Source organism: Gordonia terrae, from assembly GCF_051789125.1.
GTDB lineage: Bacteria > Actinomycetota > Actinomycetes > Mycobacteriales > Mycobacteriaceae > Gordonia > Gordonia terrae_A.
The window spans coordinates 1,698,963-1,724,032 of sequence record NZ_CP196526.1 but is presented as its reverse complement, the minus strand read 5'-3'; the positions used below and the strand labels follow the sequence as shown (position 1 = coordinate 1,724,032).

General features: G+C 67.8%; 22 protein-coding genes and 1 tRNA gene. 11 read left to right on the top strand and 12 right to left on the bottom strand.

Features of this window, described 5'->3' with window-relative positions; genetic code table 11:
• Position 1: 1 nt before the first annotated feature.
• The 3 genes from ACSUZC_RS07835 to mca form a co-directional block, all read right to left on the bottom strand.
• Positions 2–1,090 (bottom strand): 3-deoxy-7-phosphoheptulonate synthase, encoded by a 1,089-nt coding sequence (locus ACSUZC_RS07835; RefSeq protein ID WP_439032283.1) that lies wholly within the window; start codon positions 1,088–1,090, stop codon positions 2–4.
• Positions 1,091–1,333: 243 nt separating this feature from the next.
• Complete coding sequence (locus tag ACSUZC_RS07830; RefSeq protein WP_439032282.1) at positions 1,334–1,645, bottom strand: hypothetical protein; 312 nt, start codon at positions 1,643–1,645, stop codon at positions 1,334–1,336.
• Positions 1,645–2,541, bottom strand: a complete 897-nt coding sequence (gene mca / locus ACSUZC_RS07825) for a mycothiol conjugate amidase Mca (RefSeq protein WP_439032281.1) — start codon at positions 2,539–2,541, stop codon at positions 1,645–1,647. Before mca ends, ACSUZC_RS07830 begins: the two co-directional genes overlap by 1 nt.
• 48 nt (positions 2,542–2,589) lie before the next feature.
• On the opposite strand from mca, the gene ACSUZC_RS07820 reads away from it, so the two are divergent.
• The 3 genes from ACSUZC_RS07820 to greA all read left to right on the top strand — a co-directional run bounded on the left by ACSUZC_RS07820 (position 2,590) and on the right by greA (position 4,475).
• Positions 2,590–3,087, top strand: a complete 498-nt coding sequence (locus ACSUZC_RS07820; protein WP_439032280.1) for a DUF4307 domain-containing protein — start codon at positions 2,590–2,592, stop codon at positions 3,085–3,087.
• Positions 3,084–3,854, top strand: a complete 771-nt coding sequence (locus ACSUZC_RS07815) for a queuosine precursor transporter (protein WP_439032279.1) — start codon at positions 3,084–3,086, stop codon at positions 3,852–3,854. Before ACSUZC_RS07820 ends, ACSUZC_RS07815 begins: the two co-directional genes overlap by 4 nt.
• A gap of 129 nt (positions 3,855–3,983) precedes the next feature.
• Entirely contained in the window at positions 3,984–4,475 is a 492-nt protein-coding gene (greA, locus tag ACSUZC_RS07810; RefSeq protein ID WP_238422042.1) for a transcription elongation factor GreA, read from the top strand.
• A 140-nt stretch (positions 4,476–4,615) separates the two neighbouring features.
• On the opposite strand, the gene ACSUZC_RS07805 is transcribed toward greA, so the two are convergent.
• Positions 4,616–5,551: a hypothetical protein gene (locus ACSUZC_RS07805; RefSeq protein WP_439032278.1), complete on the bottom strand. Its 936-nt coding sequence runs from the start codon at positions 5,549–5,551 to the stop codon at positions 4,616–4,618.
• A 204-nt stretch (positions 5,552–5,755) separates the two neighbouring features.
• Between ACSUZC_RS07805 and ACSUZC_RS07800 the strand changes: the two genes are divergently transcribed.
• The 3 genes from ACSUZC_RS07800 to ACSUZC_RS07790 all read left to right on the top strand — a co-directional run bounded on the left by ACSUZC_RS07800 (position 5,756) and on the right by ACSUZC_RS07790 (position 8,222).
• The gene (locus ACSUZC_RS07800; protein WP_439032277.1) at positions 5,756–6,274 is read left to right on the top strand and encodes an SRPBCC family protein; all 519 of its coding nucleotides are present in this window, start codon (positions 5,756–5,758) and stop codon (positions 6,272–6,274) included.
• A 62-nt stretch (positions 6,275–6,336) separates the two neighbouring features.
• The gene (locus ACSUZC_RS07795) at positions 6,337–7,392 is read left to right on the top strand and encodes an ATP-binding cassette domain-containing protein (RefSeq protein WP_439032276.1); all 1,056 of its coding nucleotides are present in this window, start codon (positions 6,337–6,339) and stop codon (positions 7,390–7,392) included.
• Entirely contained in the window at positions 7,389–8,222 is an 834-nt protein-coding gene (locus ACSUZC_RS07790) for an ABC transporter permease (RefSeq protein WP_439032275.1), read from the top strand. The genes ACSUZC_RS07795 and ACSUZC_RS07790 overlap by 4 nt, the downstream gene beginning before the upstream one ends.
• Here the strand turns inward: ACSUZC_RS07790 and ACSUZC_RS07785 are convergent.
• From ACSUZC_RS07785 to ACSUZC_RS07770, 4 genes are read right to left on the bottom strand one after another with little or no spacing between them, the layout of a single operon-like run.
• Positions 8,204–11,488, bottom strand: a complete 3,285-nt coding sequence (locus tag ACSUZC_RS07785; RefSeq protein WP_439032274.1) for an AfsR/SARP family transcriptional regulator — start codon at positions 11,486–11,488, stop codon at positions 8,204–8,206. The genes ACSUZC_RS07790 and ACSUZC_RS07785 overlap by 19 nt on opposite strands.
• Positions 11,489–11,531: 43 nt before the next feature.
• A complete protein-coding gene (ilvA, locus tag ACSUZC_RS07780) occupies positions 11,532–12,731 on the bottom strand; it encodes a threonine ammonia-lyase (RefSeq protein WP_439033033.1) in 1,200 nt (399 codons plus the stop codon).
• Positions 12,732–12,767: 36 nt separating this feature from the next.
• On the bottom strand, positions 12,768–13,940 hold the full coding sequence (locus ACSUZC_RS07775) for a cystathionine gamma-synthase (RefSeq protein ID WP_439032273.1): 1,173 nt from the start codon (positions 13,938–13,940) through the stop codon (positions 12,768–12,770).
• Positions 13,941–13,950: 10 nt separating this feature from the next.
• The gene (locus ACSUZC_RS07770; protein ID WP_439032272.1) at positions 13,951–15,345 is read right to left on the bottom strand and encodes a cystathionine beta-synthase; all 1,395 of its coding nucleotides are present in this window, start codon (positions 15,343–15,345) and stop codon (positions 13,951–13,953) included.
• Positions 15,346–15,433: 88 nt separating this feature from the next.
• Between ACSUZC_RS07770 and ACSUZC_RS07765 the strand changes: the two genes are divergently transcribed.
• On the top strand, positions 15,434–16,366 hold the full coding sequence (locus ACSUZC_RS07765) for an SGNH/GDSL hydrolase family protein (RefSeq protein WP_439032271.1): 933 nt from the start codon (positions 15,434–15,436) through the stop codon (positions 16,364–16,366).
• A gap of 65 nt (positions 16,367–16,431) precedes the next feature.
• Positions 16,432–17,655 (top strand): acetyl-CoA C-acetyltransferase, encoded by a 1,224-nt coding sequence (locus tag ACSUZC_RS07760; RefSeq protein WP_439032270.1) that lies wholly within the window; start codon positions 16,432–16,434, stop codon positions 17,653–17,655.
• A 246-nt stretch (positions 17,656–17,901) separates the two neighbouring features.
• Here the strand turns inward: ACSUZC_RS07760 and ACSUZC_RS07755 are convergent, their stop codons facing one another.
• From ACSUZC_RS07755 to ACSUZC_RS07740, 4 genes are all read right to left on the bottom strand, one after another.
• Entirely contained in the window at positions 17,902–18,768 is an 867-nt protein-coding gene (locus ACSUZC_RS07755) for a Bax inhibitor-1/YccA family protein (protein ID WP_439032269.1), read from the bottom strand.
• Between the two features lie 156 nt (positions 18,769–18,924).
• A complete protein-coding gene (locus tag ACSUZC_RS07750) occupies positions 18,925–19,602 on the bottom strand; it encodes a TetR/AcrR family transcriptional regulator (protein WP_439032268.1) in 678 nt (225 codons plus the stop codon).
• Positions 19,603–19,655: 53 nt separating this feature from the next.
• Positions 19,656–21,929 carry an MMPL family transporter gene (locus ACSUZC_RS07745; protein WP_439032267.1) on the bottom strand — a complete coding sequence of 758 codons (2,274 nt, stop codon included), beginning with the start codon at positions 21,927–21,929 and terminating at the stop codon, positions 19,656–19,658.
• A 49-nt stretch (positions 21,930–21,978) separates the two neighbouring features.
• A complete protein-coding gene (locus tag ACSUZC_RS07740; RefSeq protein WP_439032266.1) occupies positions 21,979–23,205 on the bottom strand; it encodes an oxygenase MpaB family protein in 1,227 nt (408 codons plus the stop codon).
• A gap of 83 nt (positions 23,206–23,288) precedes the next feature.
• On the opposite strand from ACSUZC_RS07740, the gene ACSUZC_RS07735 reads away from it, so the two are divergent.
• From ACSUZC_RS07735 to ACSUZC_RS07725, 3 genes are all read left to right on the top strand, one after another.
• Positions 23,289–23,362, top strand: a tRNA-Leu gene (locus ACSUZC_RS07735).
• Positions 23,363–23,605: 243 nt separating this feature from the next.
• Entirely contained in the window at positions 23,606–24,487 is an 882-nt protein-coding gene (locus ACSUZC_RS07730; protein WP_439032265.1) for a DNA/RNA non-specific endonuclease, read from the top strand.
• A 5-nt stretch (positions 24,488–24,492) separates the two neighbouring features.
• Positions 24,493–25,056, top strand: coding sequence for a hypothetical protein (locus tag ACSUZC_RS07725; RefSeq protein ID WP_439032264.1), 564 nt, complete (start codon positions 24,493–24,495; stop codon positions 25,054–25,056).
• The last annotated feature ends 14 nt before the right edge of the window (positions 25,057–25,070 follow it).

Below are 25,070 nucleotides of genomic sequence, written 5' to 3'. Positions count from 1 at the left end.
GTCAGCCGCGCGCGAGTGCCGCGAGGACCTGTGCACTGGCCTCCCAGCCCATGCACTTGTCGGTGACCGACTTTCCGTACACCAGCGGCGTGGCCTCGGTCGACTGTGCGCCCGGCTCGAGGAAGCTCTCCAGCATGACGCCACTGATCGTCGACGGTTCGCCCGCCTCTCGCGCGGCGCGGAGTCGAGCGGCGATCTCGGTCGCAACCTCCGCCTGGCGGATGTGGTCCTTACCGGAATTGGCGTGCGAGCAGTCGATCATGACGCGTGCGGGCAGACCTGCCTTCGACAGGGCCTCGGTCGCCGCGGCCACCGACTCCGCATCGAAGTTCGGGCCCCGGGTGCCACCACGAAGGATGATGTGGCAGTCCTCGTTGCCCGCTGTCTCCACCACCGCACCGTTGCCGAAGTCGTCCACGCCGAAGAAGACATGTTCGGCGGCAGCGGCATTCACACCGTCGATCGCGACCTGGACGTTGCCGTCGGTGCCGTTCTTGAACCCGATCGGCATGGACAGTCCGGACGCGAGCTGCCGGTGGACCTGCGATTCGGTCGTGCGGGCGCCGATGGCACCCCAGGCGACCGCGTCGGCGATGTACTGCGGGCTCGTCGGCTCGAGGAACTCACAGCCGACCGGCAATCCGAGGTCGATGATGTCGAGCAGCAATGACCGGGCGGTCCGCAGTCCGCGTTCGACGTCGAAGGTGTTGTCCATCCCGGGGTCGTTGATGAGCCCCTTCCACCCGACGGTGGTACGCGGCTTCTCGAAGTACACGCGCATCACGATCTTGAGGCGCTCGGCGTAGGCGTCGGCCAGCGGCGCCAGACGGCGGGCGTAGTCGATGGCGGCGATCGGATCGTGCACCGAGCACGGGCCGACGATCACCAGCAGCCGGTCGTCGCGGCCGGCGAGGATGTCGGCGATCTCGTCGCGATCACGCTGGACCGCGACGGCACGGCGTGCGGTCAGCGGCAGCTCGCTGCGCACGGTGTCGGGAGACGGGATCGAACGGAACGCCCTGATCCGGCGATCGGAGGTCGACTCGGTGGAGTCGTCTGCTCGGGTCGGGAGGTCCGGGAGTGTGGTCACGGTGTGTGCCTTTCGAGGTCATGCCCTGTCGGAAACGAGGCATGCCCTGGGTGTGGTCGGAGCCCCGCTCAAATGACAAGAGCAGCGACCGTTGTGGTCGCTGCTCGGGCTCCGGGTGTACGTGCGCGCGTCAGATCAACGCTTCATCTCGGCCCCACCCGGAGCCTCGATAAAGCGCCAATACGCGCGCACGGTGCTGATCACGGCGACCACACTAGCACGAGCCCGCCGACGTGGGACCCGTCAGGTGTCCGCAGGACGTCGCTCGCCGGTCCCGGCCGATTTCGCGGCGTCCGGGGTGCCGGGGGCCGGGTCGACGGGACCGGGGATGTCGGTGCCCTCGTCGAAGGCCTGGTCGGCCTCGGGGTGCTCGGTGTCGAACGACGCAGGCAGCTTCTTGAGCTGCCGGCTCATCGACCAGATGAGGAACGCGGTACCGACGAGGAGCAGCAGGATGACCAGCAGCCCGAGGGGCGACGCCTTGCCGAACTCGGGTCCCTGGGGTTCCTCGGCGGCGAGGAACATCATGGTGTCGACGACGGTGGGGGTGGTCATCACGCCTCGATTCCGGCGAACAGATCGGTCTCGGGGAGCGCGGTCTTGACCCGGGTCCTCGCCAGCTCGAACTCCTCGGTCGGCCAGAGCCGTTGCTGCCACTCCTGTGGCACCGCGAAGAAGACGCCGTTCGGATCGATCTGCGTCGCATGCGCACGAAGCGCGTCGTCCCGCTGCGGGAAGTACTTGGAGCACTCGACCTGCGTCGTGACGCGGCCCATCAGGTCACCGCGGCTCGGGTCCCAGTTGCTCAACCACTCGGCGAACGGGCTCTCCTGCCCGTGGCGGGCGAACTCGTCGGAGAACAACACCATCCGGTCCCGGATGAAACCGTGCGTGTAGTACAGCTTCGAGACGGTCCACGGTTCACCCGCGTCGGGGAAGGCCTCCGGGTCGCCGGACTGCTCGTACGCGGCCACCGACACCTCGTGGCAGCGGATGTGGTCCGGATGCGGATACCCGCCGTGCTCGTCGTAGGTGATGATGACGTGCGGGCGGAACTCGCGGACCACACGCACCAGCGCCTCGGTGGCCTCCTCGAGCGGCACCGTGGCGAACGACCCCTCGGGCAGCGGCGGCAACGGATCGCCTTCGGGGAGTCCGGAGTCGACGAAGCCCAGCCACGTCTGCTGCACCCCGAGTGCCGCGGCGGCCGCGGCCATCTCCTCGCGACGCACCTCGGACATGCGTTCTTTGATGCCCGGACGGTCCATCGCCGGATTCAGGATGTCGCCGCGCTCACCGCCGGTCAGTGTGACGATGAGCACTTCGTTGCCCTCGGCCGCATATTTCGCGGTCGTGGCCGCACCCTTGCTCGACTCGTCGTCCGGGTGCGCATGCACCGCCATCAGCCGGAACGCCCCCGACTTCGGGTCGCCGGCGTGGGATTCGATCACAGTTCCTCACCTTCGGATCGTTACTGGTCCCATGGTAGGTATTGACGCGTGAACAGTTCGGACGGGGGCGCCGCAGACGCCGACGACACCCCGCGCTCGACCGGTGACACGGGGCGGCCTCGCAGTGGTCCGCGCGCCACCTATCCCGAGAGGTCGGAGACCGCGCAGAGTCGTCGACGTTGGTTCGTCGCGCTGTCGGTGCTGGTCGTGGGGGCCGGTGTCGCACTCGCCGCGATCGGCTACTCGAAGTTCTCCACGGCCGACGTCACCGGCGAGGTGACCGGTTACGAGATCATCGACGACTCGACCGTGGCGGTGCAGTTCACCGTCGAACGTTCCGACCCGAGCAAGACCGCCGCGTGTGTCGTCCGCGGGCGTTCCCGTGACGGTGGCGAGACCGGACGTCGCGAGATCCTCATCCCCGCCGATTCAGCGGAGCGGATCGGTTTCCGTACCGAGGTCACGACGTCGAAGCCGCCGGTGATCGGTGAGGTGTTCGGCTGCACCACCGACGTTCCGGCCTACCTGCAGCCGTCGGCCCGGTGACCGCGCCCACGCCCGGCGACGCGCAGGCCCCGCGCGCCGCGTTCGCCTCCATCGGCAGCCGCTACTTCCCCATCCTGGTCGCCCTGTTCGTCGGTGTGATGCTGATCAGCAACATCACCGGCACCAAGGGTGTCATCCTGTTCAGCGACTGGTTGCAGGTCGACCTCGGACCCATCCACATGGACGGCCTGGTCACCGACGGCGCCTTCTTCCTGTTCCCACTCGCCTACGTACTCGGCGATGTCATCAGTGAGGTCTATGGATTCCGGGCGATGCGCCGGACCATCTTCGCCGGGTTCGCGGTGCTGATCCTCGCGTCTCTGTGTTTCTGGCTGACCATTCATCTCCCGGTCGCCGAATTCTATGAGGGGCAGCAGGCTTTCGAGACGGTCGCCGGTGTTGTCCCACAATTCCTGCTCGCCGGTCTGGCCGGATATGTCGTCGGCGAATTCCTCAATTCCTTCGTCCTGGTCAAAATGAAGGAACGCGCCGGCGAACGCCACCTGTGGGCCCGGCTGCTGGGATCGACGATTGTCGGCGAATTCGCCGACACCATAGTGTTCTGCTCCATCGCGGCCACCGCTCTGGGCATCTCCACCTGGGGCGACTTCGTGAACTACACGATCGTCGGGTTCATCTGGAAGACGCTCGTCGAAATCGTCATCATGCCGCTGACGTATTTCGTTGTGGGATGGCTGAAACGAGCGGAACCCACCTATCAGCAGGCTCTCGGGTCGGCAGCCGGCAGCGCAACCGATGTGCCATAGGTCTCACCACCTGGTACCCTGAACGGATACACGGCTCCGCGAGGGGTCGTGTTGCTGCATTTTTAGCAGTCCATATGCCCCCTGGTGTAAACGGTCGCCGGGGGCGCGGACAACACAAAGGAGTGACCGATGACCGACACCCAGGTGACCTGGCTGACCCAAGAGTCGCACGACCGCCTCAAGAGCGAACTCGACTCATTGATCGCCAACCGTCCGGTCATTGCCGCCGAGATCAACGAGCGTCGCGAAGAGGGCGACCTCAAGGAGAACGGTGGCTACCACGCCGCCCGCGAAGAGCAGGGCCAGCAGGAAGCGCGTATCCGCCAGCTGCAGGAACTCCTGAACAACGCGAAGGTCGGCGAAGCCCCCACCCAGTCCGGTGTCGCCCTTCCGGGCTCCGTCGTGACCGTCTACTACGACGGCGACGAGAAGGACACCGAGACGTTCCTCATCGCGACCCGTGAGGAGAGCGGCCAGGGCGGCATGGAGACCTACTCCCCCAGCTCCCCGCTCGGCGCCGCGCTCATCGACGCCAAGGTCGGCGAGACCCGCGAGTACTCCGTGCCCAGCGGCGCCACCATCAAGGTGACCCTCGTCAGCGCAGAGCCCTACCACGGCTGACCCACTCTCGACCGCAACCCGGGACGCCCACCGCGTCCCGGGTTTCGTGCTCTTCGGGGTCTGTGGTGCCGCGACCGGCAGACGTCAACTCGACCGGCAGACGTCGATCGAAGTCTGCCGGTCGAGTTGAGGTCGGGCGGTCAGGCGGCGGTGAGCCTGTCGATCCACGGCCGGAGCAGGTCCGCCAACTCGCCCCGTTCGAGCGTGCCCCACGTCCACCGGATCACCATGACGCCCTGCGCGCGGAGCGCGTCCTCCCGACGCTTCTCACGGATCAGAGCATCGCGGGGCGCTTCTCCCGGACGCAACAGTCGTCCGTATTTCTGCAGGCCGTCGAACTCTCCGACAAGTACTGCGTCCCAGTCGAAGTCGGTCCTTGCCACACCGTCTGCGGTCTGAAAGGTGTGCTGCAGGCGAGGCACCGGGAAACCCGCTTCGATGATCTGGGCCCGACTCCACGATTCCCCCACACTCCCCGATGCGGCGTCTGCAAGCGACAGCGCCCGTCGGGCGATCCCCGCACCCCGCCAACGGGGGCGCGAGTCGAGAAGCTGCGTCATCACGGATCTGTCGGCGCCCGCGACAAGCGCATGGTCGAAGACGACCAACGCCTGGGCGAAGTCACCGCCCATCGCCACGTCCACCGCGGTCCGCTCGAGGCTCGTGACCATGACCCCATCGATGTCGACCAGATCGACTGACGCCACTGGCCCGGCGTGGACGATCCTCAACCCGTGCCCAAACCCGCCTACATCAGCCAGCTTGGTGAGATGCACGACCTCGCGTTCGGGGTGCAACAGCGGGAGCGCGTGCACGGCCGCAGCCGAGTAGTGGCTCAGGACCGACGCCTCGCGGTCCCGAGCCGACGTGGCCACCGCGATGGACTTGAGTCGGTAGATCCGGTCTCCGGGGTCCTCGAGTGAGGACTCGTCAACCGCGGACGCGCACACTCCCGGGGCGAGTCGGATCAGTTCGCCGCGCCGTACGGCGGCAGCGATCCGATCGTCGTTGATCCCCAGTCGCAGGGTCGCGCTGCGTCGGATGAGCCCGTATCGGTCGGTCGGAAAGGTCGCCATGACACTTGGACGGATCAACCCCGCCTGCGGATCCCTCGCGCGAGAAACGACGCCAACCGTGCCGTGACCTCTGAACCTCGTTTCGACCGATGGACTTCGATCGAAGTCCAGGAGTCGAAATGAGGTTCATCGGTCAGAGCACGGCCGAGTGAACCCGCGAGACGCCCGAAGCACCGATTCGAGACCCGTGCTTCAATGTGACCCATGGCACGTTCCCACACGCTGGAAACCTTCGACATCGACTTCTTCGACGACGCGCCGATCCGTCACGTCATCGACGTCCGCCTGCCGGTCTCGCCGCAGCGCGCGTGGGCGGAGTTCACCCGGCAGAACACCCTGGACTGGTGTCGCGCGATCAAGAAGATCGAGTTCATCTCACCCGCACCCTACGGACCGGGCACCGCGCGCAAGGCCGTGCTCGGCCCCGGGTACGTGACGCTCGAAGAAGACTTCTTCGACTGGACCGAGAACCCGGAAGAAGGCATCTACCGCAACGGTTTCCGCGTTGTCCGGGCCAACGTGCCCGGCATCCGGCGTTTCGGTGAGGCCACCGAGATCACGCCGGCCGACGTGGGGTGCCGGCTCAAGTGGACCTTCGCACTGGAGCTGCCGACCGCGTCGCGCGCGGTGACCGCACTGTCCGGTCCCGCGTCGTCGACGGTGTACAAGACCATCGAGGCCGACACCCTCAAACACTTCGCGAATCTCGAACCCGCCCGGTAGCCACGTGAGCCGGCGTAAGCCGGTGCAAGCCCCACGACAGCGGCCGGGCCCAGAGTGGTCGCATGACAACGACAACCACTCTCCATCCTGCGGTCGGGCCGGTGGTACCTGCGGGTACCGACCTCGCCATCGATGCGCGCGGACTCGTGAAACACTTCGGATCGACCCGCGCCGTCAATGGCGTGGACCTGGCTGTACCGACCGGGTCGGTCTACGGCGTGCTCGGCCCCAACGGGGCCGGGAAGACCACCACGGTGAGCATGCTCGCCACTCTCCTGCGTCCCGACGCCGGTGAGGCGAAGATCTTCGGCTACGACGTCGTCGACGACGCTGTCGCCGTGCGGTCGCTCGTCGGGGTCACCGGTCAGTACGCCTCGGTCGACGAAGACCTCACCGCCACCCAGAACCTCGTGCTGTTCGCACGCCTGCTCGGCTTCTCGAGGGCGGCCGCGAAGTCACGCGCCGACGAACTCCTGCAAGAGTTCTCGCTGACCGACGCCGCTGCACGGCCGCTGAAGAACTTCTCCGGCGGCATGCGCCGGCGCCTCGATCTCGCCGCCAGCCTCATCGACACGCCGCCTCTGCTCTTCCTCGACGAGCCGACCACCGGCCTCGACCCACGTACCCGCGCGCAGATGTGGGAGACCATCCGACGGCTCGTCGCGGGCGGATCGACGGTACTGCTCACCACCCAGTACCTCGACGAGGCCGACCAGCTCGCCGACCGCATCGCGGTCATCGACCACGGCCTGGTGATCGCCGACGGCACAGCCGACGAACTGAAGCACTCGATCGGCGCCAGCACCCTGCAGCTCGCCCCGGTGGACCGAGACGACGCAGCGCGGGTCTGCGAGATCGCCAGGAGAATCCTCGGCCAGCCGGCCGCACTGAGTCCGGAAGCGGCCCGTGTGACCGTGCCCCTCAGCACGTCCGAGCTCGTTCCCGATGTTCTGATCGCCCTGCGGGAGAACGGAATCGGGATCGAAGAGATCACCGTGCAGAAGCCCAGCCTCGACGAGGTGTTCCTCACCATCACCGGCCGACCCGCCGACTCCGACGCCGCGTCGGATTCCGACGACACCACGAACCCCCAGACTCCCCAGGAGGCCCGACCATGACCACCACCATCGGCAATCCCCCGACCGCGTCGATCACCACCAGGGCCACGCGTCCTCGCGTCAAGACCACGATCAGCCTCGCCGAATCGTTCCGGCAGTCCTTCAGCATGGCCTACCGCGGCGTGCTGAAGATCAGGCACAACCCGGAACAGCTCTTCGACGTCACCTTCCAGCCGATCATCTTCACGCTGATGTTCACCTACATCTTCGGCGGCGCGATCAGCGGGAACGTGAACTCCTATCTACCGGTGATCATTCCGGGCATCCTCGTGCAGACGGTCATCATGACCTCCATCGTCACCGGCACCCAGTTGCGCGAGGACATGGACAAGGGCGTGTTCGATCGGTTCCGATCACTACCGATCGCCCGCATCAGCCCCCTCGCGGGCGCTCTGCTCGCCGACGTCATCCGATACTCGATCGCGACGGTCCTCACCGTGGTCATGGGGCTCCTGATGGGCTGGCGTCCGGACGCTCTCGGGGTGGTCGCCTCGGCCGCACTGATCCTCATCTGCAGCTTCTCCGTGTCCTGGATCTTCGCACTGATGGGCTGCCTGGTGCGCAAAGCATCGGCGGTGCAGGGCATCTCGATGATGATCATGTTCCCGCTGACCTTCATGTCCAACGCCTTCGTCCCGGTCGACACCATGCCGGGCTGGTTGCAGGGCTTCGTCAACGTGAACCCGGTCAGCCACCTGGTCACCGCGGTGCGCGAGCTGACCAACTCGGGTCACGCCGGCATCCACGTCGTGTGGGCACTGGCCGGGGCCGCGGTCATCACCGCGGTGTTCGCGCCGCTGGCCGTGAAGGCCTACATGCGCAACGCCTGATCGTGCAGCAGACGGTGCAGCGCCTGCACCGCCCCGTGACGCGGCACCCCCCGGTTCCGCGTCACGGGGGCACCATCGGCGGCCGCCCGCGCATGCACTGTCTCGAAAGCCCACCGCAACGACGGATAGTCCTGTCGCCCGGGCAGACTCAACGCCAACTCGACGAGCCGTCGAACGACACCGTCGTATGGCCCATCGGCAGACCACAGGACCGCGAAGGCGAGCGCAACAGTGCCGGCTTGCGGCAGATCCTCCCAGCCGGGACCGATGGTCATGTCGTCGAGACCTTTCACCAACTGCGGCACCATCTCCCACGCGGCCGCGAGGTCTCCCGACCGGACGAGACCGATGACGCTGCCGCTGACCACCATGAGCACCGACGGGTCGGCGACACCGAGCGGATGGTCGCGCACGATGACCCGCGCGGCACGGGCGAATGCCGCAGCCGCCGCGTCGCGCGTGCCCTCGGCGAGCAGCAGCTCGGCGATGCAGAGAAGTGCCGGACCGGTCACCTCGGGATTGCCTGGCGGGTCCTCGTGGTCGAGATCCCACTCGTCGGTGATGACCGCCAATTCGCGACGAGCGTCGTCGGGGCGATCATCGGCGAGCAGGGTAAGCGCGAGGAAGACCCGGATCTGTCGGGCGTCCTCGACGGCGCCCAGCTGCTCCAGGAGGTCGATGCCGATCCGATAGGTGCGCGCCGCCTCGCCGTACCGCCCCTGCTGTCCGTAGAGGCTCGCCGTGCTCGCCTGCCACATGCCCTGGAACCACGGCGCGTAGCGACTGGACTCCATCGTCGCGGCCGCGGCCACCGAATCCCGTAGCGCCGGACCGACGAGCCCGCGGTTCTCGCGAAGGTGCGCTCGCAGCGTGAACGCGAGACCGCGGACCTCGTCGTCCGCGGCGTTCCCGGTGGCCACGCAGATGACACGATAGGCCCGAGAACCGTTGTCCGAGAGTGCGACGTCGGACACGAACTCGGTCACCCGGTCGAGCGCCAGGTGAGCGCGATACAGGCGGCGGAGGATGAACCGAGCCTTGGCCGCCACCCGTCGTTCGCCCGTCATCATCCCGTGGCCCGCACCGACGATGGCGGTCAGCTGCCAGTTCTCACGCGTTGCCTCGTCCGGCTGCACGGGAGGGCGGGGCAGTGCCATGACCACCCTGGCGCCCCAGGTGCGTGTCTCGCCGTGCAGTCCCCGTACGGTCCAGTGATAGGCCAGCGCCGGATAGACCGTCGTCATCACCGCGACGACGTCGTCGACCGGTTCGACGGTCGCGAGTTCACAGGCCGACCGCAGAATCCAGGTGAGGTTGTCGGCCTCGACGGCGATCCCGGCCGCGCCGGGGCCGTGCTGCCCGTTCTCGGCGAGTTCGCGCATGCGCACGACGAAGTCGCGCGCCCACCACCTCATCCGTGCGTCGATGTCATCAGCCAGCCCGACATCCATCCGGGTCTCGCCGAATTCGCGGACCATCTCCAGCATGCGGAACCGGGCCGCGCCGTCGCTGTCGAGGACCGACAGCAGTGACTGGTTGACCAGACTCTCCAGCGTGTCGTCGAGCGCAGTGCCGGAGGAGCCCGTCACCGCCTCGGCAGCGGACCGCTGAAAACCCCCCGGGAAACGGCACATCCGGACGAGGGCGTCGCGTCCCGGCTCGTCGAGCAGTTCCCAACTCCACTCGATCACCGCGTAGAGGGTGCGATGCCGGTCCGGCGTCGTGCGATCCGCGGACCGCAGGAGGGCGAACTTCTCCCCGAGCCGGTCCGTGATCTCGTCGACGGTCATGGTCCGGATCCGGGCGGCCGCGAGTTCGATCGCGAGGGGCAAGCCGTCGAGGTGACGACACAGTTCGACGATGCGGTCCCGCGGCAGGGCCGCCGACGGTCGCACCGCCTGCGCGCGGGTGCGAAACAGTTGCACCGCAGCGGAATCCGTGCCGGACGTGTCCAGAACCGGTAGCGGCCGGACCTGTTCGCCCGCGACGGCGAGTGGCGTGCGGCTGGTGGCGAGGACACGAAGCGCGGGGACCGCGGCGGTGAGTTCGGCCACGACGCGGGCACAACCGTCGACGATCTGCTCGCAGTTGTCCAGGATCACGAGCGCCGGGTGGCCGCGCAGGACGTCCTCGAGCCGTGTCGTCAGGTCGCCCGGAGCCATGCGCGGCCGCCCCGACGGGGAGAGCTCCGACTCTCCGACCCCCAGGATGGCCGCGATCGCCGGGACGACGTCGTCGTCGGATCGCACCGACGCCAGCGCGACGAAGTACACCGGTACGCCGTCGGCGTGGAAACGATGCCCGATCTCGTTGGCCACGCGCGTCTTTCCCACTCCGCCGGGCCCCAGCACGGTGACCACGCGACCGTCGCGGAGCATGGCCGCGACGCCATCGATGTCGGCCTCGCGACCGAAAAGTTCGGTGGTCGGCGAGCGCAATCCGACGGCGCGGACCGGTCGCGTGCCGGCGGTTCGGAATCCCCGACTCGGTGTCGGCAACTCGACCCCGCCCGCCCCTTGCCCGTCAGCCCCTTGCCCGTCCGCCCCGAGCAGCTCTGCGTGGACGTGTCGCAGCTGGGCGCCGGGATCGACGCCCAGCTCGGCCGACAACCTGCGACGAAGACGATCGAACACCGCCAGCGCCTCGGCGGTGCGCCCCTCCCCCGCGAGCGCCCGCATGAGGCCTGCGTGCGCCGACTCGTCCAATGGGTCTCGCGCACAGCAACGTTCGGCGACCCGCCGGGCAGTCTCATGATCGGCGCGGGCGAGCGCGGCCGTCAGCTGTGCCGCGTCGACTGCTTCCTCGAGCATGCGGACGCGCTCGCGCAGCGCCGTCACGACCGGAGAGTCCTCGCCGAGGTCGTCGCCGGGCTCGCCGCGCCACCATTGCCGTGCGGCGTCGAACGAGGTCGAATCCGCGTCGGCGAGCACGTTCTCGACCAGGTCGATATCGGTGCGGCAGTGCGACAGCCGGTACCCGGTCTCGTTGCCGGTGAGGGTCCCGGGTGGCAGGACCTTGCGCAGGCGCGACACCTGGGTGTGCAATGCGCTGTGTGGCGAGCGCGGCGGTGCGTCGGCCCAGATGTCGGTGATGAGCCTGTCCGCGGAGCGGGTGCGCCCGTCGGCCAGCGCGAGTGACACCAGCAGTCGCTTGGCCCGCACCCCCGGGATCTCGACGAGACGGTCAGGACGTTCGGGGTCGTCGGAACCGCCGGCCACCGCGATCGGCCCCAGCAGTCCGATCAGGACGGAACCGTCGGCAACCACCAGGACAGGTTAGCGCCGGGCCGGTCCCGGGTCGCCCCGATGGTCAGTCCCGCAGGAAGCCCGCATCGGCCAGAGCCCTACGCACGGTGTGCTGGTGGTCGTGCCCCCGCGTCTCCACGCTCACCGTGACCTGCACCTCGCCGAGGTACAGGTCGTCGGCGACGCGCGAGTGCACCACGTCGAGCACGCTCGCGCCCTGATCGCGCAGCAGTTCCAGCAGCGCGACGAGGCCGCCGGGACGGTCGGAGACGGTTGCCGTCACCGTCAGAAAGCGCCCGGCCGCGGTCAGTCCGTGGGTCGTCACATGCCGGAGCAGCAGAGGGTCGATGTTGCCGCCGGACAGGACGACGCACACCGTGCCCGATACCGAGAGCCGTCCGCTCGCCACGGCGGCGACGGCCGCGGCCCCGGCGGGCTCGACCACCAGCTTCGCCCGTTCCAGCATCAGCAGCAGGGCGGTGCTGAGCTCCTCCTCGCTGACCGTGACGATCTCGTCGACGAATTCTGTGACGTGCGCGAACGGTACGGCCCCCGGTGTCGCCACGGCGATCCCGTCGGCCATCGTATTCATCGACGCCACCGGGACCGGGTGCCGTTCGGCGAGCGACGCCGGCCAGGCGGCGGCCTCTGCGGCCTGTACACCGATGACCCGGACGTCCGGGCGGCGTAGTCGCACGGCCGCGGCGACACCGGCCAGCAGGCCGCCTCCGCCGAGCGGCACGACGATCGTCGACACGTTCGGGATCTGTTCCAGGATCTCGACACCGACCGTCGACTGCCCGGCCACGATGTCGAGGTGATCGAACGGATGGATCAGGACCGCGCCGGTTTCGTCGGCATGGCGCCGGGCGTGTACGAGCGCCTCGTCGACGGTCGCGCCTGCGGACACCACCTCGGCGCCATAGGCTTTCGTCGCGACGATCTTCGGCAACGCCGCACCGACGGGCATGTAGACGCGCGAATCGATCCCCAGATCCGAAGCGGCCCACGCCACCCCCTGGGCGTGATTGCCCGCGCTGGCGGCGACCACACCGCGGGCCCGCTCATCGGCGGTCAGGCGTGAGATCCGCAGGTACGCCCCGCGGGGCTTGAACGACCCGGTGCGCTGCAGGTTCTCGCACTTGAGCCAGACGTCGGAGCCGCTGCGTTCGGACAGGACCCGGGACGCGATCGACGGGGTCCGCCGGATCACGCCCGAGAGTTCCCTTGTCGCGGCATCGATGTCGGCAGCGGTGAGCAGCATGGCCACCATCATCCGCTCTCCGCCGCCGACCCGCGATCAGCTCAGCGCGTTCTCCAGGTCACCGAGGATGTCGTCGATGTCCTCGATGCCGACCGACAGGCGGACCAGGTTGGCGGGGACCTCGAGCAACGATCCGGCGGTCGACGCGTGGGTCATCGCGCCCGGATGTTCGATGAGCGACTCGATGCCGCCGAGTGACTCGGCGAGAGTGAAGACCTCGGTGCGGGCGCAGAACTGCTTGGCTTCCTCGATGCCGCCCTTGACGAGCACCGACACCATGCCGCCGTAACGCTTCATCTGCTTGCCCGCGACCTCATGACCGGGGTGGTTCTCCAGCCCCGGATACAGGACCGCGTCGATCTTGTCGTGCGAGCTCAGGTACTCGACGACCTTCTCCGCGTTGTCGCAGTGCCGGTCCATGCGCACGCCCAGCGTCTTGATGCCGCGCAGGGTGAGGAAGCCGTCGAACGGTCCGGGAACCGCGCCGGCCCCGTTCTGCAGAAAGGCGAACGCCTCGTCGAGCTCTTCGCTGTCGGTGACCAGCGCACCACCCACCACATCGGAGTGGCCGCCAAGATACTTCGTCGTCGAATGCAGGACGACGTCGGCGCCGAGAGTCAGGGGCTGCTGCAGGTACGGCGAGGCGAAGGTGTTGTCGACGACCAGCTGTGCGCCGGCCTCGTGCGCGAGCGCGGCCAGGGTCTCGATGTCGCCGACATTCAGCAGCGGGTTCGTCGGGGTCTCGGTCCAGACCAGTTTGGTCTCCGGACGGATCGCGTCACGGACGGCCGCGACGTCGGACACCGGGGCGACCGAGTAGGTGATCCCCCACTGGGTGAACACCTTGTCGATGAGTCGGAAGGTGCCGCCGTACGCGTCGTTCGGGATGACGAGGTGGTCGCCGGGCCGCAGCGTCGACCGCAGAAGGCAGTCGGTGGCCGCCATGCCGGAGGCGAATGCCCGTCCGTACGTGCCGCGTTCGAGGGCGGCGAGGTTCGCCTCCAGGGCACGGCGGGTCGGATTGCCGGTCCGGGCGTATTCGAAACCGTCCCGGAGTCCGCCGACGCCGTCCTGCGCGAAGGTCGAGCTGGCGTAGATCGGCACGTTCACCGCACCGGTCTGCGGGTCCGGCTCGTAACCGGCGTGGATGGCGCGGGTCGAGAAGCCCTGCCAGCGAACCGAATCCGCGGCACTGCGTCGTTCACTCACGGTGTTGCTCCTATCCGACGATGGGGTGGCTCGACACGAAGGCGAGCAGGTCGTGGCGTGTGATCACGCCGATGGGCTTGCCGTCTTCGACGACCATGAGCGCATCGCAGTCGCCGAGCGCCTTGGTCGCCGCCGTTACCGGTTCCCCGGAACCGATGAGCGGGAACGGATCTCCCATGTGGGCCGACACCGGATCGGCGAGGCTGGCACGTCCTTCGAAGACAGCACTGAGCAGATCGCGCTCGGTGACGGCACCCGCGACCTCGCCGGCCATCACGGGTGGCTCGGCGCCGACCACCGGCATCTGCGAGACGCCGTACTCGCGCAGGATCTCGATGGCGTCGCGCAGGGTCTCCTGCGGATGCGTGTGGACGAGGTCGGGAAGCGCACCGGTCTTGCCGCGCAACACATCCCCGACGAGCGATTCCTTGGTGTTGGCGTCGAGGGGGGTCCGCAGGAAGCCGTAGCTGCTCATCCACTGGTCGTTGAAGATCTTCGCCATGTATCCGCGCCCGCCGTCGGGCAGCAGCACCACGACCACGGCGTCGGGCCCCTCGCGTTCGGCGACCTGCAGCGCTGCGACAACGGCCATACCGCACGAACCGCCGACGAGGAGGCCGTCCTCGCGGGCCAGGCGACGCGTCATGTCGAACGAGTCGGCGTCGGACACGGCGATGATCTCGTCGGGGATGTCGGGGTCATAGGCCGCGGGCCAGAAATCCTCGCCCACGCCCTCGACGAGGTAGGGACGGCCGGTTCCGCCGGAGTACACCGATCCCTCGGGGTCGACGCCGACGATCTTCACCGCACCGTTGGACACCTCTTTGAGATAGCGACCCGTGCCGGTGATCGTGCCGCCGGTCCCCACGCCGGCGACGAAGTGGGTGACCTTGCCGTCGGTGTCGGCCCAGATCTCCGGGCCCGTGGTCTCGTAGTGACTCTGCGGGCCGGCCGGATTGGCGTACTGATTGGGCTTCCACGCCCCGTCGATCTCGGTGACGAGCCGGTCGGAGACGCTGTAGTAGCTGTCGGGGTGCGAGGGCTCCACCGCGGTCGGGCACACGACGACCTCGGCACCGTAGGCGCGCAGCACGTTGCGCTTGTCCTCGCCGACCTTGTCCGGACAGACGAACACACACTTGTAGCCGCGCTGCTGGGCCACCAGCGCGAGGCCGACACCGGTGTTGCCGGATGTCGGTTCGACGATGGTCCCGCCCGGCTTCAGCTCGCCGGACGCCTCGGCCGCGTCGATCATCCGCACGGCGATGCGGTCCTTGCTGCTGCCGCCGGGGTTGAGGTACTCGACCTTGGCCGCGACCAGCCCCGATCCGGGTGAGGTCACCGAGTTCAGCTTGACCAGCGGGGTGTTGCCCACCAGGTCCACGACGTGATTGGCGATGCGCATGTGTCCATGGTCCCAGAGTCGCCGCGGACCCCGACACCCGGCCGACGAGCGGACCGGGCTGCCGCGTCGGAGCCTCTAAACTGGCACCGTGTCCGGTTCGAGCCGCAAGATCATCGCCGAGAGAATCATCCGGGACGTGGGAGCAACGGCTGCTGCCACCGCGGCCGGCGCCGGCGCCGGGTGGGCGGCGTACAACCTGCTCACCAGCCAGGCCGCCGAAGCCCGCGTGGTGATCCCCCACCGCACCGACAACGCTCCCGACGGCGACGGCGTCTACCTCCCAGACGGCACCACCGTCCGCTACACCCGAGAGACCACCTACGACTTGTTCCTGGTCGTCTTCGGCGATTCGACGGCTGCGGGTCTCGGCGCGGAGACCGCCGACGAGACCCCCGGAGTGCAGGTCGTCCGCCGGGTGGCCGCCGAGACCGGTCAGACGATCCGCTACGCGAACAAAGCGATCGTCGGTGCGACGTCGAAAGGCCTCGCAGCCCAGATCGAGGCGATGTTCGTCTCCCACGAACGTCCCGACGTGGCGGTGATCCTCGTCGGGGCGAACGACGTCACGGCCCGTAACGAACCCTTCGCCTCTGCCCAGCGTCTCGGCGAGGCGGTGCGGTCACTGAAAGCCGAGGGCGCTCAGGTGATCGTCGGCACGTGTCCGGATTTCGGTGTGGTGACCGCGATCCCGCAGCCGTTGCGGTCGGTGTTGCGTCGCTGGGGACTCGTGCTGGCGTCCGCGCAGAGGGCAGCGGTCCGCGGGGCCGGCGGGAGGCCGGTGCCTCTCGCTGATCTGCTGACCGAGGAGTTCCTCGCCCGGCCCGACCACATGCTCTCCCCCGACCGGTTCCATCCGTCGGCCGCGGGCTACGCACTCGCTGCCGACACCCTGGTGCCCGAGGTCCTCGCCTCGATCGGCGAATGGGGTCCCACCCCGCTGCCGGAACCACCGAAGGTGTCCGAAGCCGTCGAAGAAACACGCCTCGTCACGCGTCTCAGAAAACAATTCGAGCGTTCCTGACCAGCGCCGACTCCAGCCCGAGCACCGTACAACCAAGCAGATGCTTGGTGCGGTAGTTTTGAGGCATGCCTGAAGCAGTCATCGTTGCCCATGCCCGTTCCCCTATCGGCCGCGCCGCCAAGGGATCCCTCAAAGACGTCCGTCCCGACGAGCTGTCGCGTCAGATGGTGGAGGCCGCACTCGCCAAGGTGCCCGAACTCGATCCGGCGCTGATCGAGGACATCCACTGGGGCATCGGCCAGCCCGGCGGGCAGGGCGGTTACAACATCGCCCGTGTCATCGCCGTCGAACTCGGTCACGACCACATCCCCGGCGTCACCGTCAACCGGTACTGCTCCTCGTCGCTGCAGACCACGCGCATGGCCCTGCACGCGATCAAGGCGGGCGAGGCCGACGTCCTGATCTCCGGGGGCGTCGAGAGCGTGTCGAGCTTCGGGATCTCCGGCGGCGCCGACGGTGCGCCCAACTCCAAGAACCCGCTGTTCGACGATGCGGTCGCCCGCACCGAACTGGCCGCCGCCGGCGATGCCGGGATCTGGCACGACCCCCGCAAGGACGGACTCGTCCCTGATGTCTACATCGCGATGGGCCAGACCGCCGAGAACGTCGCCTCGTTCACCGGCATCTCGCGTGAAGACCAGGATCGCTGGGGCGTGCTGAGCCAGAACCGCGCCGAGGAGGCCATCAAGTCCGGCTTCTTCGAGCGCGAGATCGACCCGGTCACCCTTCCCGACGGCTCCCTCGTCACCACCGACGACGGACCCCGCGCCGGCACCACATACGAGAAGATCTCTCAGCTCAAGCCCGTCTTCCGCCCCGACGGCACCATCACCGCGGGCAATGCCTGCCCGCTCAACGACGGCGCCGCGGCGCTGGTCATCATGAGCGACACCAAGGCGAAGGAACTGGGCTTGACGCCGCTGGCCCGCGTGGTCGCCACCGCGGCAACCGGCCTGTCGCCCGAGATCATGGGTCTCGGCCCGATCGAGGCGATCCGCAAGGTGCTCAAGGTCTCCGGGATGTCGCTGTCCGACATCGATCTCGTGGAGATCAACGAGGCGTTCGCGGTTCAGGTCCTCGGCTCGGCAGCCGAGCTCGGTATCGACCACGACAAGCTGAACGTGTCCGGCGGCGCCATCGCACTCGGCCACCCGTTCGGCATGACCGGTGCCCGCATCACCACGACGCTGCTCAACAACCTCCGCACCCATGACAAGACGTTCGGCATCGAGTCGATGTGTGTCGGCGGTGGCCAGGGCATGGCCATGGTTCTGGAGCGCCTCAGCTGACGGTTCGCGAGCGTCTGCGCCTGCAGCGCTGAGTTCGACTCTTCGACGCCCCTCGCCGCGTTCGGTCCCCGGACCGCGATGCGGCGGGGGGTTGTTCGTCGGTAGACGAATCACGCGATCGCGATGACCGCGCCGCCGACGATGCAGATCTTCGCGCGGATCGCCCACACGTTGTCCGGTGACCTGATGTCGTGAGACGACAGCGGCCCAGCACCATCGGTGCGGGGCCGCTGTCGTGTCGGTTGACTAGTCGGAGTTGAAGTAGGTCAGCAGTCGCAGGATCTCGACGTACAGCCACACCAGGGTGACGGTCAGGCCGAGTGCGACACCCCAGGCGGCCCGCTCGGGAGCGCCGGCGCGGATCAGGCGATCCGCGGCGTCGAAGTCGAGCAGGAAGCTGAACGCGGCGAGCGCGATGCAGACCAGCGAGAAGATGATCGCGATGGGGCCACCGTCGCGGAGGACACCGGCCTCACCGGTGAACAGCCCGATGACCAGGTTGCCCAGCATGAGGACGAGCACACCGATCATGCCCGCGAACAGCATGCGGGTGAATCGCGGCGTCACGCGGATGGCGCCGATCTTGTACACGAACAGCATGCCGAAGAACACACCGAAGGTACCGAGGACGGCCTGACCGATCAGCGCCCCTGCGGACGTGTCACCGGCAACCGCCCAGTTCGCGAAGACGAACGAGATGGCACCGACGAACAGGCCCTCGAAGGCCGCGTAGGCCAGCACGATGGCGGGGTTGTCCTGCTTGCGGCCGAAGCTCGCGACCAGGACGAGGACGAGACCGGCGATGGCGCCGACCAGCATCAGCGGGGTCGCGAGAGCCGCCTGCGCGGATTCGGTGGCCTGGCTGCTGATGGCGAAGTAGGTCGCCACTGCGGCGACGGTCAGGACTCCGAGCGTGATCGCGGTCTTGGTGACGACGTCGTCGATCGTGAGCTGACGCGTGGCCGGTGGTGCCGGCTGGGTGTAGGGGTCAGTGGCCTGACCGTACTGGTTGGCTGCGGCGCCGGCGCCGGCCATGCCGGCCCCGAAACCCGCGTACCCGGATTGATTGTCGCGGACCACGCCGCGCATCACCGGATTGCTGCTCTCTCGCACGAAGCGCTCCTTAATCGGTACGGATGTATACCGTCTCAACGTCAGGTCATTCCTGTGAGTTCCCTGACGAGGACACAAGTCGACCGTGTCGCTGTCGACTTTACCGACTCTTGACTCTTCTGTCGCGAACACCCACGCAGCGGACCCGAACAGCAGCTAACGCAGCGACCGCAACCACGAACGAGTGGCGTCGTTGTCGTCACACACCTGTCCGGTCGCGAGCACGGCCCGCCCGAGACACACGGCCTTGAGCGTCGTCTCGGCACGCGCGAAGTCGTCGCCCCACCGGAGGTTGGGCTTCGTGAGCATGAGGGACGCGATCCCGTGCGCGGCGGCCCAGAGTTCGACGACGATGTCGGCGATGTCGGCATGATCGAACAGTCCCTCGTCGGCGAGTTGGGTGATCGTGTCGACGAACCGCGAATACGCACTGGCGGCGAGTACCTGGTCCACTTTCGACGGGTGGTCCTGCGACGTCGGCTTACCGAAGGCGACGCGATAGAGCACCGGGGTCGCCACGGCGAAACGCACATAGGCCATGCCCTGGGTGAGAGCTCGCTCGAGCGCGTCGTCGATCCCGTCCGACGCGGCGGCCATCTCGTCGTCGAGCCTTTCGAAGTAACGGGCGCACACCGCGTCGAGGAGCGCCTCTTTGTCGGCGAAGTGCAAGTAGATCGACGGCGGGGTCACGCCCACCCGGTTGGCGACGGCGCGGATGGACATCGCGGTGTCGTCCCCGTTCTCGACCAGGAGTTCGCCGGCTGCCTCGATGATCTCCTCGGCCAGGATGTCCCCGGATCCGCGAGGTGATCGCGCCCGTCTGTGTGTCGTCACTGCACTCCTGAGTCCTGCACTGCCGCCGGTGGCCCGACACGAGGTATTCGGCGTCAGACCTTCGACGGCGTTGTCGTCGCCATCGGTTTTCCCTCGGCGTGCCCCGCCTCCGGGACTTCCTCGGACAGACCGATCTTGTCGTGCAGCCGCCGCAGCGGACGCGGCGCCCACCAGTTGGCCCGGCCCGCCAGACGCATGAACGCCGGTACGAGGAACATCCGGATCAGGGTCGCGTCCATCAGTACGGCGAGGGTCAGCCCCACGCCGAACATCCGCATGAACGAGACCTCCGAGGCGGCGATGGCAGCGAAGACGATGCTCATCAGGAGTGCGGCGGCGGTGATGACCCGGCCGGTTCTCGCCAGGCCGAGCGCCACCGCATGGTCACTCGCCGCTCGGGTGCGATCCGACCGCAGCCATTCCTCGCGGATCCGTCCGAGCAGGAACACCTCATAGTCCATGGACAAGCCGAAGGCGACGCAGAACAGCAGCACCGGCATCGTCGCACTCAAGGTGTCAGTCGTGGTGGTTCCGAGGCCGCCGAGGTGACCCTCCTGGAAGAACCACACCATCGCTCCGAAGGTCGCCGACAGCGAGAGGATGTTGAGCGCCAGCGCCTTCAGCGGCAACACCACGCTGCCGGTGAAGAGGAACAGCAGCACGAAGGTGGCGATCGCGATGAGGCCGAGAACCCACGGCAGGTGCGCATAGATCGACTCGACGGTGTCGTCGGTCGTGGCAGCCAAGCCCGTGAAGAGGGTCTCGGTACCGGCCGGCGGCGCCACCGAACGCAGATCGTCGAGCTGGGCGATGCCCGAGTCGCTCATCGGGTCCTGATCGGTCGACACGTTCAGTACGTGCACGTCGCCACGACTGTCGTCGGGATCTCCGGGGGCCACGGGTGCGCCACGGACGAAGGTTCCCGCCGACGATCCGGCGGAGTTCACATCGTCGACGTCTGACAGTGCGCTGGTGTAGCCGGCGAGGGCCTGTCGGTCCACCGCACCACGCACGACGATCGTGACCGCGGCGGACAGATCGTCGTCGAAGTCGTCGCGGATCTCCTGCTGGATCGAGTGCGACGTCGCCGATTCGGGCAGCACGCGGTCGTCGGGGAATCCGAGCTTGATCGAGAGGAACGGTGCGCCGAGGACGAGCAGGAACAGCGTGACCGCCAGAGCCACCGGCAGGGCGTGCCGCAGCACCCACTGCACGAGGCGATACCACCACGTGTCCTCGGGTTCGCGCGGCTGGGGCGCCGGGAGCCGTAGAAGCCGGCGCGCAGGCCTGCGGGCGTCGAACGCGTCGATGCGATCACCGAGCAGCATCAGGACCGCGGGCGTGAGAACCAGCGCGGACACCGCTGCCACGGCGACGACACCGAGACCGGCGAACGCGAACGAGCGCAGGAAGTACTGCGGGAACAGCACGAGCGCACTCAACGACAGCGCGACGGTGACGGCCGAGAACGCCACGGTCCGTCCCGCGGTGGCGAGGGTGCGCACGATGGCGTCGGGACGCGCCAGTCCCCGCTCCACTTCTTCGCGATATCGCGTCAACAGCAGCAACGTGTAGTCGATCGCCAGTGCGAGGCCCATCGCGGTGGTGAGGTTGAGCGCGAACACCGACACGTCGGTGAGGGAACCGATGACCCGCAGCAAGGCGAACGTGAGGATGATCGAGGCGATGCCGATGCCGACGGGCAGGGCCGCGGCGAGCAATCCGCCGAAGATGAAGATCAGCACGACGAACGTGATCGGGATGGCGATGGCCTCGGCGACGAGGAGATCCGACGCCGTCTGGTCGTTGACCTGAGAGAAGACGAGAGCCTGGCCTCCCACGTGGACGGTGATCCCGTCGCGGACGCCCGACAGGGACTCCTCGATCTCCACCGCGCGCGCCGGCGCGAGATCCTCACCGCCGTCGAGCGAGGCGATGATCAGCGACGATGTCCGGTCCCGACTGACCAGTGCCGTGTCGAGCGTGGGGTTGGCCCAGACGGACAGGATCTGATCTTGGACGTACTCGTTGTCGCGGAGCTCCCGGATGAGGTCGTCGCCGACGGCACGGGCGTTCGGATCGCGGGAGATGTCGACGCCGTCGGGACCGTCGAGTTTGAGGACCACCTGGATCCCGCCGCGGTTGAAGGTCTCGTCGAGGACCTTCTCGGCGCGTGCCGAACCCGAGTTCGGATCGCTGTACCCGCCGGCGAGGAGGTGCTCGGCGGCCGTCGCGCCGTAGGCGCCACAGACCACGAGCAGGATGAGTGCACCGAGCAGCACCCGTCGTGGCATGGAAATGACACGCCGTGTCAATCGGACCAGCATGCGGACCCCTGTCGCGTCGGTCGACTTTACGGCGTTAAGTTATCAGCAATCAGGCGGACAGGTGTGTTTCCGACGGCTGGGGGGCCATACCGAGTCCGCGTCGGACCGTCCGCAGTTCGCGTTCGATGACCGTGGACTCGGACCCCAGGATTCCGGTCGCGCGGGCGATCTCGCGAAGACGGACCGCGGGGCGCGCGACGTCGACGAGATGGTGCAGTGGCGTCCGCCGCAAGCCCATCCGCCGCGCCACGGGCCGCTCGACCCAGCGGGTGCTGATCGCGGAGAACGATGACATGAGCAGCGGCCTGGTCAACGTGTCCACCGCCGACACCAGCAGTCCCGGCACCGGGATCGGCGCCGCGCTGTGCACAACACCCGGGAGGTCGTACCCCTCGCGCAACAGCGCCTTGATGAGGATCTTTGACGAGTCGTCCGGGCGGAGCTCGAATTCGCCTGCCACCTGGAACAATTCACGCGCGTCCGCGTAACTGGGCGGCAACAGTTCGTCGTCGACGCCGATGACCCAACCGATCCAGCGCCACAGATGGGTGATCGCCTCCTGCTCGGCACTGCTGTAGTGGATGCCGAAGTCACGGGCCACGACGAGGGGCAGCGCGAGGAATCCGCAGGAGATCGTCATGACCGAGTACGTCTGGTTGATCGGTGCACCCCACTCGTCCTCATCCCAGCCCTCGGCGTCGTCGACGGGTTGTCGCAGGACATCGCGGATGTAGGCGTGCAGGAGCCGGATACGCAGTGTCGCAACCCAACCCGGGCGGCCCGGCAGCATCGACCCGGGCGTTGTCGCCTCCGCTACCCACCGCGCAGTCGACTGCACGCGATCGCGGGTACCCGACCCGAGGCGGCCGGTCGCCACCAGCGGGCGGACGAACCCCTGCGCCTTGAATCCGTAGATCAGTGATTGGTAGAGGGTCGACGACTGCAGCGTCCCGAAGCGCCACCAGGCACGCGCACCCGCTGCCGCGAACGCGGGGTCGAACCACGGTGGTGGCACGCTCGCCACTCGCAGCAGATGGGCCAGGGTGGCCGGCAGCTCGAGATGATCCGGATCGGGCGCGGTGTCGGCGTCCGCGTGCATCTCCAGCAACGCGACGAGAGTCGAGAACGAGATGCCCTGCTGCCGGGCCTCGACGATCACGGCGTCGGCAAGCGGGTCGCCCTGCACCAGACCCGACTCGAGGCGTTCGACGCGTTCGGGATGCCGCTCCCGCACGGAATCCCAGTTACGTGCCCCGGTCACTGCTGCCGCGTCCATGCCCCATGATGGCCCCGGCGCCGGGGTCGGTCAAGGAAAGCTGACTATGCTCACCAGGGGCACCGTCGTCGAGCGGACCCTGCGCCCCCATAGCCCAATTGGCAGAGGCAGCCGACTTAAAATCGGCACAGTGTCGGTTCGAGTCCGACTGGGGGCACTTCTGACCAGGCGTTTGCGCCGTTATACCGTCGCCGCATCCGGCGTCCGCGCGGACTCTTCGGCACAAGCTGCGTCGATCAAACGCATGGCCGTTCAGCCGAATACGTGCGTGGACACCGCTCCGATCCCCACGGTTACATGACTGCCGGTGGTACCGAACGACACTCGGCACCTTCCGAGTCCGTCGCGGCCCATCGAGACCAATCAGGACGACCCGTCGGGGGAACAGATGAAGATATTGATGCGTGGGGCGATGATCGCCCTCTTTCTCGTCGTCGCACTTGTCACGCCGGTCCACGCGGCGAATGCCGTACCGACCGGATGCAGTGACCGCGACATCGCTCAGGGAAATGCCGAGGCCCGGTCGCTGAATGCGCGAATCGCGGCACACAACGCCAAGCCGAGACAGTTCCGCATACCGGAGCAGCAACTACAGGCCACCGCCTACCAGGCCGAGGCCAATCGACTGAACACCGAACGTGCGGCGCTGGTCGCCTGGGCCAACGGATGCCGCATTCACCTCCAGGGAATGGGCCCGGGCTCGGGCGGCCCCCACCGGCCGAGCACACCCCCGCCGCCGCAGCGGCCCGGTACCCCGGCACCGTCGGTGACCAATCCGACGCCGGGTTACCCTGCGCCGCAGCGCTATCCGTACAACGGAAAGATCGCCAGCGACCGCACCGACCGGACGACCCTCACACGTACCACCCGATTCCGGGACGGCGGCGAAGTCAATCTGACACGTATGCAGGGTCGCGCCGCGACCGGTATGAACGCCGCCATCACTCCGAACATGCTGAGGACCGGCACTCCGAGTACGCGATCCATCACTCCTCCCGGCTACCGGCCGGGCCTGGAACGGGGGCATCTGCTCGCCAACCGGCTCGGCGGACTCGGCGGCGACGCCCGGAACATCGTGGCGTTGAGCAGTGCGGCCAACACCCGCATGCGCGTCGTCGAGAACCGTATCGCTCGTGTCGTCGCGAGGGGCGAAGCCGTCCACTACAGTGTGACCCCGATCTACGGGAACGGATACCACCGTCCGCCTACCGACATCGCCGTCGGAGCGTTCGGCGTCCGGGGCGGCATCGCTCATTTCGAGATCATCCCGAACGTGAGGTGACGACCATGCCGAAGCACACCATCGATGATCTGATGTCGCTGATCCCGCCGCCGGCGGCGCGGCCGGCAACGATCCATTGGGCGCTCACCGAACAGCGACTCGGATTCCGGTTACCGGCCGACTACAAAGGACTCGCCGACACGTACGGTCCCGGAGTCTTCTGCGACGACTTCCTCGTCTGGACCGGACTCCCCTGGCCCGACGCGCCGATCGAGGTGGCCGGCCGCCGCGCAGTGGCGGACCTCGACCCACTCCTCGAGGACCAGAGCATCGTGACCTGGGCCCATGACGACGGCACCGACACGGCCGTCGATCTGACCGGCGGCACCTTCTTCGGATGGGGCCGGTCGACAGATGGCGACTCGGGCTATTGGCATCTGACGGGCGACGACCCCGACGAGTGGCCGGTGCTGGTCACCGACGGGGTGATGGTGTGCGACTACCACTCCGGCGGCCTGGTGTCGTATCTGTACGACATCTGGACGGACGGCTTTCCGAATCGTCAGGTCTTCGCCGGGCGTGAAGCACCGGAACGGCTGGCCTTCGAGCAGGTGACCGTCAGCTCCTAGCCGGCCGCGAGTCC

What these genes read in the sequence shown, in the direction of transcription:
- ACSUZC_RS07760 (WP_439032270.1), top strand. Translation starts at nt 16,432, where the DNA reads ATGCCTGAAGCAGTCATCGTTGCCCATGCCCGTTCCCCTATCGGCCGC.
- ACSUZC_RS07740 (WP_439032266.1), bottom strand. Translation starts at nt 23,205, where the DNA reads ATGGACGCGGCAGCAGTGACCGGGGCACGTAACTGGGATTCCGTGCGG.
- ACSUZC_RS07800 (WP_439032277.1), top strand. Translation starts at nt 5,756, where the DNA reads ATGGCACGTTCCCACACGCTGGAAACCTTCGACATCGACTTCTTCGAC.
- ACSUZC_RS07830 (WP_439032282.1), bottom strand. Translation starts at nt 1,645, where the DNA reads ATGACCACCCCCACCGTCGTCGACACCATGATGTTCCTCGCCGCCGAG.
- ACSUZC_RS07790 (WP_439032275.1), top strand. Translation starts at nt 7,389, where the DNA reads ATGACCACCACCATCGGCAATCCCCCGACCGCGTCGATCACCACCAGG.
- ACSUZC_RS07795 (WP_439032276.1), top strand. Translation starts at nt 6,337, where the DNA reads ATGACAACGACAACCACTCTCCATCCTGCGGTCGGGCCGGTGGTACCT.
- ACSUZC_RS07770 (WP_439032272.1), bottom strand. Translation starts at nt 15,345, where the DNA reads ATGCGCATCGCCAATCACGTCGTGGACCTGGTGGGCAACACCCCGCTG.
- ACSUZC_RS07805 (WP_439032278.1), bottom strand. Translation starts at nt 5,551, where the DNA reads ATGGCGACCTTTCCGACCGACCGATACGGGCTCATCCGACGCAGCGCG.
- greA (WP_238422042.1), top strand. Translation starts at nt 3,984, where the DNA reads ATGACCGACACCCAGGTGACCTGGCTGACCCAAGAGTCGCACGACCGC.
- ACSUZC_RS07725 (WP_439032264.1), top strand. Translation starts at nt 24,493, where the DNA reads ATGCCGAAGCACACCATCGATGATCTGATGTCGCTGATCCCGCCGCCG.
- ACSUZC_RS07745 (WP_439032267.1), bottom strand. Translation starts at nt 21,929, where the DNA reads ATGCTGGTCCGATTGACACGGCGTGTCATTTCCATGCCACGACGGGTG.
- ACSUZC_RS07730 (WP_439032265.1), top strand. Translation starts at nt 23,606, where the DNA reads ATGCGTGGGGCGATGATCGCCCTCTTTCTCGTCGTCGCACTTGTCACG.
- ilvA (WP_439033033.1), bottom strand. Translation starts at nt 12,731, where the DNA reads ATGCTGCTCACCGCTGCCGACATCGATGCCGCGACAAGGGAACTCTCG.